Source organism: Nocardia gamkensis NBRC 108242, assembly GCF_001612985.1.
Taxonomy (GTDB): Bacteria; Actinomycetota; Actinomycetes; order Mycobacteriales; family Mycobacteriaceae; genus Nocardia; species Nocardia gamkensis.
This window is the reverse complement of record NZ_BDBM01000018.1, coordinates 140,854-154,353: the sequence shown is the minus strand read 5'-3', so window position 1 is coordinate 154,353 and position 13,500 is coordinate 140,854. Positions and strand designations below refer to the sequence as shown.

Genomic DNA, 13,500 nt, shown 5'->3' with positions numbered 1-13,500 from the left:
GGCGGTCGCGGCGGAGCCGGTGAGCATCGAAGCGCCCACGGCCACCGCGGGTACGGCGTTGACCCAGGCGCTGGCGGCCGCGGTCGAGGACGACCCGGACGGCCCCGCCGTGGTCTCCGGCGAGAACGCGCTGTCCTACCAGGATCTCGACGCGCGATCGTCGCGGTTGGCGCGCGTGCTCATCGCGCGCGGCTGCGGTCCCGGCACGGGCGTGGCGGTGCGACTGGATCGCGGCATCGAAGCGGTCATCGCCACCTGGGCGGTACTGAAAACCGGCGCCGCCGTGGTCCCGGTCGACGCACTCGACGCACTGCTGCCGCACGAACTCGAGATCAAGACCGGCTTGACGGTCGGCGGTGCGCACTCGGCCGCCGCGGTCGATTGGCTCGCCCTCGACGACCCGACCGTCGTCGCGGAGATCGCCGCCGAATCACCCCGGCCGGTCACCTACGCCCACCGCATTCGCGCCTTGCGCGGCGGCGACCCGGCGTTCATCGGCGCGCAGGCGCTCAGCTACGACGACCTCGCCAGGGCCGCCGCACGGCTGCGCGCACGCACCGAACTGACCTTCGAATCGCGCACCTTCCAGCACGGCAGTCCGCAGTCGCCCGCCGCGCTGGTCGAAGTGGTCGCCGCCGGATCGGTGGGCGCGTCGGTGGTGCTGGTCGACGCGGACGGCGCGCTGACCGAATCGCTCGCCGACGAGTGGGTAACCCATCTGGTGACGGATCGGACCGGGCTGGACACGCTCGACCCGATGGCACTGGAGGATTTGCACGCCGTGGTGCTGGACAATGGTGTCGGCGCGGTGCCCGAGGGGCCCTGGTCGAATGTGGCCGCGATCGTCGAGTTCACCGAGCTGTTCGACGCCCGGTGAAGTGATTCGCGGTCATGCGGAAGCTCCCAGTTGTGTGACCATGCACACAGCGGACTGGTTTGCTGTATCAGGCCGTCCGCTGGAAATGTGTCATGGACGTGTTCTTACAGGCAGGATGTGCAGAGTTTTCATGTTTCGCTTGTCGGGGAATAGTCTGCCGGCGCAGGGATCGGTGCCCAGGAAGCACGAAGCGGGGCTCGCGTGACGCGGCCCGCGCGGGTGCGGCCCACTCGTACCCGGCGACCTAGAGTCACTACCCTCCCGCAACTGATGGCAACCGCCGTCGAAGCGCATCCGACCGGGACCGCGGTTGTCTTCGCCGACGCGGTCAGCTCTCGCGGACACCTCACCTACGCGGAACTCGACGCCAGGTCCACGCGGTTGGCGCGGTTGCTCATCGATCGGGGGGTGGGTCCGGAGGATCTGGTCGCGGTGGGTGTTCCGCGTTCGGTGGAGTCGGTGGTCGCGGTGTGGGCGGTGGCCAAGACCGGTGCGGGTTTCGTGCCGGTGGATCCGAACTATCCGGCCGATCGTGTCGAGCACATGGTGAAGGACTCCGGCGCGGTGCTCGGCCTGACGGTCGCGCGCGTGGTGGAGGACCTGCCGAGCGAAATCGAATGGTTGGTCATCGATTCGGACGCCTTCGTCCAGCAGCTGGAGGACTACCCGACCGAGCCGGTCACCTACGCGGATCGGCTGCGGCAGTTGCGCGCCGAGCATCCCGCCTACGTCATCTACACCTCCGGCTCCACCGGCATGCCGAAGGGCGTGGTGGTCACCCAGGCGGGTTTGGCGAGCTTCTGCGCCGAGCAGCGTGATCGGTATCGGGTGACGAGTGCGTCGCGGACGTTGCATTTCGCGTCGCCGTCGTTCGACGCATCGGTGCTGGAATTGCTGCTCGCGCTGGGCGGGGCGGCGACCATGGTCGTGGTCGCGCCGACGGTCTACGGCGGTGACGAGCTGGCGGCACTCCTGCGCAGGGAGGCCGTCACCCACGCGTTCATCACCCCCGCCGCGCTCGCCTCGGTGGATCCGGCCGGGTTGGACGAGCTGCGTGTGGTGGTGGCCGGTGGTGAGGCGTGCCCGCCGGAGCTGGTGCGGCGCTGGGTGCGCCCGATCGCCGAGGGCGAGCGCGAGTTGTACAACGGGTACGGCCCGACCGAGACCACGATCATGACGAACATCAGCGCGCCGCTGGTGCCCGGGGAAACGGTGACCATCGGCGCGCCGATCCAGGCGACCACCGAATACGTGCTGGACGAGCGGCTGGTGCCGGTCCCGATCGGCGTGGTCGGCGAGCTGTACATCGGTGGACCCCAGCTGGCGCGCGGTTACCAGCTGCGCCCCGGCCTCACCGCCGTGCGTTTCGTTCCGAATCCGTTCGACCCGAACCACTCCCGGCTCTACCGCACCGGTGACCTGGTGCGCTGGACGCCGAACGGCGAGTTGGAATACATGGGCCGCAACGACTTCCAGGTGAAGATTCGCGGTTTCCGTATCGAGCTGGGCGAGATCGACGCGGTGCTGGCCGCGCACGAGACGGTCGACTTCGCGGTCACCGTCGGGCATCAGTTGGACAGCGGCGCGACGATTCTCGCGTCGTATGTGCACGCGGCGAGCGGACGCTCCATCGACACCGACGAGCTGGTCGCGCATGCCGAGCGCAGCCTGCCGGTGCATATGGTGCCGACCTCGCTCACCGTGCTGGATCAGATCCCGCTGACCCCGGTGGGCAAGCTGGATCGTCGTGCCCTGCCCACTCCGCAGTTGCAGACCAAGGAATTCCGCGCCCCGTCGGGAGCGCTGGAGCAATTGGTCGCGGGCGTCTTCGCTGACCTGCTCAGCGCGGGTGACGAGATCGGCGCGGACGACGATTTCTTCGAGCTGGGCGGCAATTCGCTGATCGCGACGCAGGTCGCGGCCCGGCTCGGGGCGTCGATCGGCGCGCGGGTGCCCGCGCGGACGGTGTTCGAAGCGCCGACGGTCGCGCGGCTGGCCGCCCGCCTCGCCGAATTCGACACCGGTGCGGCGCGTCCAGCGTTGGTGGCGTCGCAGCGTCCGGAGCGGGTGCCGTTGTCGTTGGCGCAGCGGCGGATGTGGTTTTTGAATCAGTTCGATACCGGGTCGGCGGCGAATAATATTCCGTTCGCGGTGCGGTTGTCGGGTGTGTTGGATGTGGCGGCGTTGCAGGCGGCGGTCGCGGATGTGGTCGAGCGTCATGAGACGTTGCGGACGGTGTATCCGGCGGTGGACGGTACCGGTTACCAGGTCGTGCTGCCCACCGAGCAGGCGATCCCGGACCTGACGCCGCACAGCCTGACCGCCGGAGAACTGCCGGACTGGCTGGGCACCTTCGCCGCAGCCGGCTTCGACGTCGCGGCCGAGGTGCCGCTGCGGCTTTCGCTCACGCGGATCGGCTCCGATGATTACGTGCTCGCCGTGGTCGTGCACCACATCGCGGCCGACGGTACGTCCATAGCGCCGCTGGTACGCGACCTGATGACCGCCTATGTCGCGCGCAGCGCGGGCGAGGCGCCCGGCTGGGCCCCGCTGCCGGTGCAGTACGCGGACTACACGCTGTGGCAGCACGCCGTGCTCGGCGAGGAGAGCGACCCCCGCTCCGTGGCCGCGACGCAGATCACCTTCTGGCGTGACGCTCTCGCGGGCATTCCCGATCGGCTCGACCTCCCCATGGATCGGCCGCGCCCCACCTCGGCCTCCGGGCGCGGCGGCGTCTTCACCTTCACCGTCGACGCACCCACCCGGGCCCGGCTCGACGAACTCGCGCAGGCCCACGGCGCATCGCTGTTCATGGTGGTGCACACCGCCTTCGCGGCGCTGCTGGCTCGATTGTCCGGCACCACCGACATCACCATCGGCACGCCGGTCGCCGGACGTGGCGAGGCGGAACTCGACGATCTGGTCGGCATGTTCGTCAACACGCTGGTGTTGCGGACCGCGGTGGACCCGGCGGCCTCGTTCGCCGGGCTGCTGGAGGCGACGAAGGAACGCGACCTGGCCGCGTTCTCGCACGCCGAACTGCCGTTCGAGCGGTTGGTCGAGGTACTCGATCCGGTGCGCTCGCAGGCGCATCACCCGCTGTTCCAGGTGGCGCTGTTCTTCCAGAACATGGACCGAGCGCAGCTCGAGCTGCCCGGCCTGTCGGTCGGCGCGGTCGAATTCGACGGCGCGGTGGCCAAATTCGATCTTCAGCTGACGGTGACGCCGCAGGAGGGTCCGGACGCGGGCCTGGCCGCCATGTTCACCTATGCCACCGATCTGTTCGACGAGAGTTCGGTCGCCGAGTTCGCGGGGCGCCTGAACCGGTTGCTGCGCGCGGTCGCGGCCGATCCCGATCGCGCGCTGGGCGGTATCGACCTGCTCAACGTGGTCGAGCGGGATCGCATCCTGCACGAGTGGAACGACACCCGCTACCCGGTGCGCTCCGAATTGCTGCTCGATGGTTATCGCCGGGCCGTCGAGGCGCATCCGGACGAGATCGCCGTCGCCTACGAGGGTGTGGAGCTTTCGTATCGTGGGTTCGATGCGCGGGTGAATCGTTTGGCGCGGTTGTTGATTTCGCAGGGTGTGGGTGCGGAGTCGTTGGTGGGGTTGGCGGTTCGGCGTTCGTTGGATCTTGTGGTGGGGATGTATGCGATCGTGGCGGCGGGTGGGGCTTATGTGCCGTTGGATCCGGATCATCCGGCCGAACGCATCGCCCACATCCTGGACACCGCTCGCCCCCTCTGCGTCGTGACGACCAGCGCGGACGCGGCCGCGCTGCCCGATGACGTCCGGGCACTCGCCGTGGACACGCTGGATCTCGGCGGCTTCGACGACAGCCCGGTTCGCGCGGAGGAACTCGTGCGTCCGGTGGTGCCTGCGCATCCGGCGTACGTGATCTTCACGTCGGGGTCGACGGGCCGTCCGAAGGGCGTCGCGGTGTCCCACGCGGCGATCAACAACCAGATCGAGTGGATGCTGGCGGAATACCCGCTGGATCCGGATGACGTGTACTTGCAGAAGACGGCGACGACGTTCGACGTCTCGCTGTGGGGCTACTTCATGCCGCTGCGCGTGGGCGCGAAGCTCGTGGTCGCCACGCACGACGGTCATCGGGATCCCGCGTACGTCGCGGAAACCATTGCTTCCCAGGGCGTGACGGTGACGGACTTCGTGCCGTCCATGCTGACGGTCTTCGCCGCGCACACCGCCCCCGGTAGCTGCCCGACGCTCGAACACGTCTTCGTGATCGGCGAGGCGTTGCCGCCGGAGACCGTGGGCGCCATGCACGCGGTGTCCGACGCCGCCGTGCACAACCTCTACGGCCCCACCGAGGCGGCGGTCTCGGTGACCTATTGGCCCGCGTCGCCGGACGAGCGCACCGTGCCGATCGGTCTGCCGCAGTGGAACACCCGGGTCTACGTTTTGGACTCGTGGTTGCGGCCGGTGCCGGTGGGGGTGCCCGGCGAGCTGTATCTCGCGGGTGACCAGTTGGCTCGCGGCTATGTGCGGCGTCCCGATCTCACCGCCGACCGGTTCGTGGCCGACCCGTTCGGCAACGGGGAGCGGATGTACCGAACGGGTGACCTCGTCGTGTGGCGCAAGGACGCCGACGACGCGGTGCTCGACTATCTCGGCCGGACCGATTTCCAGGTGAAGTTCCGCGGTCAGCGGATCGAGCTGGGTGAGATCGAGACGGCGCTGCTGGCGCAGCCGTCGGTGAGCCAGGCCGTGGCCCTCGTCGCGGCCTCGTCGCTCGGTGATCAGCTCGTCGCCTATGTGGTACCCGCTCCGGGCGACCGGATCGACGCGCAGGCATTGCGGTCCGTGATCAGCGAGACCTTGCCCGCCTACATGGTTCCGGGCGCCATCGTGGCGTTGGAGGCGTTCCCGCTGAACTCCAGCGGCAAGCTGGACCGTAAGGCTCTGCCCGAGCCCACGTTCGAGACCAAGCACTTCCGTGCGCCCGTGACGGCGGTCGAGGAGATCGTGGCGGGGGTGTTCGGTGAGGTGCTCGGGCTGAACCGGGTGGGCGCGGATGACGATTTCTTCGCGCTCGGCGGTAATTCGCTGGTCGCCACGCAGGTGGTGGCGCGTTTGGGCGCTGCGGTCGGTGCGCGGGTGCCGGTTCGGACGCTGTTCGAGGCGCCGACGGTGGCTTCTCTGGCGTCGGCGCTCGAGTCACGCACACACGGCGAGCGTGGTGTGGAGCTGGGCAGTATCGCCCGGCCCGACCAGTTGCCGTTGTCGTTGGCACAACGGCGGATGTGGTTCCTCAACCGCTTCGATCAGTCCGAGAATGCCGGGGAGCAGATCAGTTCGGCGGCTTACAATCTGCCGTTCGCCTTGCGGTTGACCGGTGCGCTGGATGTGGCCGCGCTGGGTGCGGCGCTGCACGACGTGGTGGGCAGGCACGAGGTGCTGCGCACGGTGTATCCGGAGACCCCGGACGGTCCGGTGCAGGTGGTGCTGCCCGCCGCGCAGGTCCAGCTGGACCTCGCTCCCCGGGTGCTGGCCGAGTCCGACGTGGCGAGCAGCGTCTACGCCTTGGCGGCCACTCCGTTCGACGTGACGGCAGAGGTGCCGTTGCGGGCCGTGCTCATCGAGGTCGACGGAGTGCCCGACACGTATGTGCTCGCGGTGGTGGTGCATCACATCGCGGCGGATGCGTCGTCGATGGGTCCGCTGGTGCGGGATGTGATGATCGCCTATGCGGCACGTACCTCGGGCGATGCCCCGGGGTGGTCGCCGTTGCGGGTGCAGTACGCGGATTACGCGCTGTGGCAGCGGGCGGTGCTGGGAGACGAGTCCGATCCGGCATCCATCGCTGCCCGGCAAATCGGCTTCTGGCGTGAGCAACTCGCCGGTGTCCCAGACTTGCTGGAGTTGCCGACCGACCGACCCAGACCTGCGGTGGCCTCGCTGGCCGGTGCGCGGGTGGATGTCGAGATCGATGCCGCGACCCACGCGGGGCTCGTGGATTTGGCTCGTGTCCACGGCGCCACGTTGTTCATGGTGGTGCATACGGCGTTCGCGGTGTTGCTGGCTCGGTTGTCGGGCTCCGACGACATCGCCATCGGCACACCCGTCGCGGGTCGTGGTGAGCGTGAGCTCGATGACTTGATCGGCATGTTCGTCAATACCGTGGTGTTCCGGACGCGGTTCGAGCCCGATGAGTCGTTCGTCGGCCTGCTCGGCAGGCAGCGCGAAACCGATCTGGCGGCGTTCGCGCATGCGGATGTGCCGTTCGAGCGGTTGGTGGAGGTGTTGAATCCGCCGCGGTCGACGGCGCGTCATCCGTTGTTCCAGGTGGGTTTGTCGTTCCAGAACATCGCACGGACGGCGTTGGAGCTGCCAGGTTTGACGGTGTCCGGTGTGGACGCGGATCTGGATGTGTCGCAGTTCGATCTGCATTTGATCGTCGGTGATGCGTATGACGAGTCGGGTGCGCCTGCGGGTATCGGCGGGTTCCTGACGTACGCGACCGACCTTTTCGATCGAACCACTGTAGAAGGTTTCGCGGCGCGATTCTCCCGCATCCTGACGTCCGTGGTGGCGGACGCGAACGCCGCGGTCGGCGATCTCGAGTTGCTGGCCGACGCCGAACGGCACGACGTGCTGGCGCGCTGGAACGCCACCGAGCAGTCCGTGGATGCGGGCGCGACCCTGGTCTCGCTGCTCGATGCCAGCGTGGCGGCGGACCCGCGTTCCACGGCGCTCGTCGCCGATTCGATCGACGGTGAGCGGGTCGAGCTGACCTACGCCGAACTCGATGCGCGAGTCAATCGTCTTGCGCGGCATTTGATCTCGATGGGTGTGGGTCCGGAGTCGCGGGTTGCTCTTGCGTTGCGTCGGTCGGTGGATCTGATCGTGGCGATGTATGCGGTGGCGAAGTCCGGTGGTGCGTATGTGCCGGTGGATCCGGATCAGGCTGCTGAGCGTACGAGTTACATATTGGAGACTGCGGCTCCGGTGTGTGTGCTGAGCAACGCTGATGCGGAGTTCGATACCGATGTCGCGCCGGTGGTGCGTATTGATGAGCTGGATTTGTCGGGTGTTGCTGCCACACCGATCGTTGATGCTGATCGGGTTGGGCCGTTGCGTCCGGAGAACACGGCGTATGTGATTTTCACGTCTGGTTCGACGGGGCGTCCTAAGGGTGTTGCTCTTCCGCACGGTGCGATCGCGAATCAGTTGCAGTGGAAGAGTGTCGAGTTCGGTCTCGATGCGGCTGATGCGATTTTGTTGAAGACGGCGGCGACGTTCGATTTGTCGGTGTGGGAGTTCTGGTCGGCGGCAGTGTGTGGTGGCCGTTTGGTCATCGCTTCGCCGGACGGTCATCGGGATCCGGCGTACCTCAACGAACTCATGGCCCAAGAATGGGTCACCACGCTGCACGTCGTGCCGTCCATGCTGGACGCGCTGTTGACCGCGGGTATGCCGGATTCGTTGTGGCGGGTGCTGGCTATCGGTGAGGCGTTGCCAGGGGCGTTGGCCCAGCGGTTCTTGCGCCAGAATCCACGCACCGAGTTGTTCAACCTGTATGGGCCGACCGAGGCTGCGGTGTCGATCACCAGTCACCGTGTGACGCTCGCCGACGAGGCGTCGGTGCCGATCGGTGCGCCCGAATGGAACAGCCGGGTCTACGTCTTGGATGGGCGTTTGCGTCCGGTTCCGGTGGGTGTTTCGGGTGAGTTGTATTTGGCTGGTGCGCAGTTGGCGCGTGGTTACTTCGGTCGCGCGGATTTGACGGCGGATCGGTTCGTGGCCAACCCGTTCGAGTCGGGAACCAGGATGTATCGCACGGGTGATTTGGTCGCCTGGAACGGTCGCGGTGAGCTGGAGTATCGGGGTCGTACGGATTTTCAGGTGAAGATTCGTGGTTTCCGTGTCGAGTTGGGTGAGATCGAGGCGGCGTTGTTGGCGTTGCCGGGGGTCGCGCAGACGGCGGTGGTTGCGAAGTCGGATCCGAAGACTGGTGATCGTTTGGTGGCTTACCTGGTGCCTTCTGGTGCTGTGGCTGGGTCCGATGGTCGTGCCGATGCCGATGCCGATGCCGATGCCGATGCCGGGTCCGATGCCGATGCCGACGTTCGTGCCGCTGCCGGGACTGTGGCCGTTGGCGGTGCTGGGACTGTGGTCGCTGGCGGTGCGGGTCTCGATGTGGCGCGGGTGAAGTCGGAGTTGACTGCTGTGTTGCCGTCGTACATGGTGCCGTCGGCGTTCGTGGTGCTGGATGCTTTGCCGTTGAATGTGAACGGCAAGCTGGATCGTAGGGCGTTGCCGGAGCCGGAGTTCGAGGTTCAGGTGTTCCGTGTGCCGTCGACTCCGATCGAGGAGATCGTGGCGTCGGTGTATGGCGAGGTGCTGGGTGTCGAGCGTGTGGGTGCGGATGATGATTTCTTCGCGCTGGGTGGTAATTCGTTGTTGGCGACGCAGGTGGCGGCGCGTATCGGTGCGGCGTTGGACGCTCGTGTCCCGGTGCGGGTGATTTTCGAGGCCTCCACCGTGGCCGGACTCGCCACGAAGGTCGAGCAGCACGCGGGCTCCGGCGGGCGTAAAGCCTTGGTCGCCGGACCGCGCCCTGACCGCATCCCGCTGTCGCTGGCGCAGCAGCGCATGTGGTTCCTCAACCAGTTCGACACCTCGGCCTCGGTCTACAACATCCCGGCCGCCATCCGCCTCACCGGCGACTTGGACGTGGCCGCTCTGCGACAGGCCGTCGCGGACCTGGTGGCGCGTCACGAGATCCTGCGCACGATCTATCCGCAGACGCCGGACGGCCCGGTACAGCAGGTGCTCGCGGCGGACGAGGTGCCGATCGGTCTGGCTCCGGCACGGGTCGACGCGGCCGATCTGGCCGCCGCGGTGACCGCCGTCGTCGCCGCGGGCTTCGACGTGACCTCCGAGGTCCCGTTCCGGGTCGAACTGTTCGAGGTCGCTTCCGCGAACGCGGACGACCCGACCGAGCACGTGCTCGCGTTCGTCGCGCACCACATCAGCTCCGACGGTTGGTCGATGGGACCGCTCACCCGGGATCTGGTGCTGGCCTACGAGGCGCGCAGCAGAGGCGAAGCCCCGACCATGGCCCCGCTGCCGGTCCAGTACGCGGACTACAGCCTGTGGCAGCGGGAGGTGCTCGGTTCCGAGAGCGACCCGAACAGCCTCATCTCGCAGCAGGCCGAGTACTGGCGCGGCACGCTCGCGGCCCTGCCGGACGAACTGCCGCTGCCGGTCGACCGGCCCCGGCCCGCCCAGGCGTCCTATCGCGGGGCCACCTTCGCCTTCGACATCGACGCCGACCTGCATGCCGAGCTGGAACAACTCGCCCAGCGGCATAATTCGACACTGTTCATGGTGGTGCACGCCGCGCTCGCGGTGCTGCTGGCCCGGCTGTCGGGCACCTCGGACATCGCCATCGGAACCCCGGTGGCCGGCCGCGGCGAGGCCGAACTCGACGATCTGATCGGCATGTTCGTCAACACCCTGGTGCTGCGCACCGAGGTCGAGCCGGGCACGCCGTTCGACGCGTTGCTCGCCGAGGTCCGCCGGACCGACGTCGCGGCGTTCGGGCACGCCGATCTGCCCTTCGAGCGCCTGGTCGAATTGCTCGATCCGGTTCGCTCGGCGGCGCGGCATCCGCTGTTCCAGGTGATGCTGGTGTTGCAGAACTTGGCGCAGGCGACGCTCGAGTTGCCCGGGCTCACGGTGTCCGGCATCGATCCGCAGGTGTCGGCGGCCAAGTTCGACTTGCAGATCACCCTGGCCGAACAGCCTGGAGCCCAAGGTCTTTCGGTGGTCATCGGCTACGCGACCGACCTGTTCGACGAATCGACCGTGCGGAATTTCGCGAGCCGATTCCGCCGTATCCTCACGTCGATCGCGGCCGATGCCACCGCCGTGGTGGGCGACATCGACGTGCTCGCGCCCGGCGAGCGCGATCAGGTGCTGAGCGCATGGAATGCGCCGGGCGCCTGGGTCCCCGGCGCGACCTTGCCGGATGTGATCGCCGAGCAGGCATGGTTGCGTCCGGATGCGGTCGCGATTCGTTTCGGTGATACCAGTTTGACGTTCGGGCAGTTGCAGCGGCGGGCGAATCGGGTCGCTCGCGCGTTGATCGCTCAGGGCGCGGGCCCGGAATCGGTGGTGGCGGTGGCGGTGTCGCGCACCGAGGAGTTGCCGGTCGCCCTGTTGGGTGTGTTGACCGCGGGTGCGGCGTATCTGCCGATCGATACGACTTATCCGGTGCAGCGGCTGGAGTTCATGCTCGAAGACGCCGCGCCGGTGTGTGTGTTGAGCACTGCTGAGCTGCGGGATGGGTTACCGGCTGGTGGGTGGCCGGTGGTGGTGTTGGCTGATGCGCAGGAGTATTCGGACGCGTCGGTGGGTGATGCGGATCGGGTGGCGCCGTTGCGGCCGGACAATCTGGCGTATGTCATCTACACCTCCGGTTCGACGGGTGTGCCCAAGGGTGTGGGGGTCGCGCACCGCAATGTGGTGGAGTTGCTGGCCAATACCGCGCCGTTGTTCGGGTTCGGTCGCGAGGATGTGTGGACGTTGTTCCACTCGTATGCGTTCGATTTCTCGGTGTGGGAGTTGTGGTGCGCGTTGGCGCACGGGGGCAGTGTGGTCGTGGTCGATTACCTGACTTCCCGCTCCCCGGAGCAGTTCCGGGAGTTGTTGATCCGTGAGCGGGTCAGTGTGCTCAACCAGACTCCGTCGGCGTTCTATCAGTTGGTGGAGGCCGACCGGGCCGCGGCCGGGGGTGAGCTGGCGTTGCGGTATGTGATCTTCGGTGGTGAGGCCCTGGATCCGCGCAAGCTGGGGCGTTGGTATGAACGCCACGGTGCGGCCACCCGGTTGGTGAACATGTACGGCATCACCGAGACCACGGTGCATGTGTCGTTCCTGGAAATGGAGCCGGAGCACGCGGGGGAGGGCGCGAGTGTGATCGGGCGGGCGATCGCGGGGTTGGGCGCGTATGTGCTCGATGGGCGTTTGCATCCGGTGCCGGTGGCGGTGGCCGGGGAGATCCATGTCGTGGGTGGGCAGTTGTCGCGGGGTTATCTGGGCAGGCCGGGGTTGACCGCGGCCCGGTTCGTGGCCGATCCGTTCGGTGCGCCGGGTGCGCGGATGTATCGCTCCGGTGATATCGGCCGCTGGCGTGTGGGCGCCGAGGAGGCGGTGCTCGAGTACGCCGGGCGTGGGGACCAGCAGGTGCAGTTGCGTGGGTTCCGTATCGAGCTCGGCGAGATCGAAGCGGCGCTGTTGCGGTGCGACGGGATCGGGCAGGCGGTCGCGCTGGTCCGCGAGGATCAGCACACCGGTGAACGCCTGATCGGGTACGTGGTACCCGACACCGGTGCGCGCGTCGACCCCGCCGCGGTGCGGGGCGAGGTCGCGGAGTTCTTGACCGGTTACATGGTGCCCGACGCGATCGTGGTGCTGGACGTTCTGCCGTTGACCCCGAACGGGAAACTCGACCGCCGCGCGCTGCCCGCCCCGGAGGTCAACAGCACCGTCACCTACCGGGCGCCGCAGACGGTCACCGAGCAAGCGGTGGCAGGCGCGTTCGCCGAACTGCTCGGCGCCGAGCGGGTCGGGCTGGATGACGACTTCTTCGGCCTGGGCGGCAACTCGCTGCTCGCGGCACAGGTGGTCGGGCGGCTGCGGGACGCGACCGGGGCGACGGTGCGCGTGCAGTGGTTCTTCACCGACGCCACGGTGGCGGGCTTGGCCGCCCGCATCGACGCCGGTGACGCCGACGCCACCGCCGCGCTGGACGTGCTGCTGCCGATCCGTGCGAGCGGATCGGCGGCCCCGCTGTTCTGCCTGCACCCGATGTACGGCTTGGCCTGGTCGTACGCGGGCCTGGCCCAGTTCCTGCCCGCCGAGCAGCCGATCTTCGGTCTGCAATCGCCCGCGCTGTCGGAAGACGGCGAACTGCCCGGTTCGCTCGCGCAGCTGGCCGAGCGCTACCTGTCGGAGATCAAGGCGGTGCAACCGCAGGGCCCGTACCGGTTGCTCGGCTGGTCGCTCGGCGGTGTGCTGGCCCATGCCATCGCCACCGCGTTGCAGGAGGCGGGCGAGCAGGTGGAGCTGCTGGCCATGATGGACAGCCATCCGAATCCGGACGTCGTCGGTTTCCGCGCCGCGGTGCGCGGCGCCCTGGCCGAACTCGGCCTCGGTACGGCGGCTGCCGAGGGCGATGATGTCTACGAGCTCGACGACGAGTCGTTGGCCGCGCTGCACGCCATGATCCCGGCGGATCTGGTGGCGGTGACGCCGGAACGGCTGCGCCGGATCTATCGCAGCGCGGTCCGCTCGGCGGAGCTGATCGCCGAGCACCGGCCCGGCGTCTTCCGCGGCACCGTGCAGTACTTCAGCGCGGCCGTCGCCGATCCCGCCGACGAGTTGCGCGCCGCGGCGGCGGACTGGTGGCCGTATGTCCAAGGCATGGTCGTCGACCGCCCGGTCGAGGTCACCCATGCTCGGATGGCCGCGCCGGAGGCGCTGGCGGTGATCGGTCCGCAGCTGGCCGCTCTGCTCGACGGCCGCCGTTGATCGTCCCTGCCGACGCCGCGACCCGAATCCGGCGTCGGCAGGGAATAATCGTCCCC

At 68.0% G+C, this 13,500-nt stretch carries 2 protein-coding genes; both read left to right on the top strand.

Annotated elements, in window-relative coordinates:
- Nucleotides 1-877 (top strand): AMP-binding protein (locus tag NG1_RS17045; RefSeq protein ID WP_157114092.1); only part of this gene is annotated, 877 nt, incomplete at its 5' end.
- Between the two features lie 201 nt (nt 878-1,078).
- Complete coding sequence (locus NG1_RS17040) at nt 1,079-13,444, top strand: non-ribosomal peptide synthetase (protein ID WP_084498983.1); 12,366 nt, start codon at nt 1,079-1,081, stop codon at nt 13,442-13,444.
- Nucleotides 13,445-13,500: the final 56 nt, after the last annotated feature.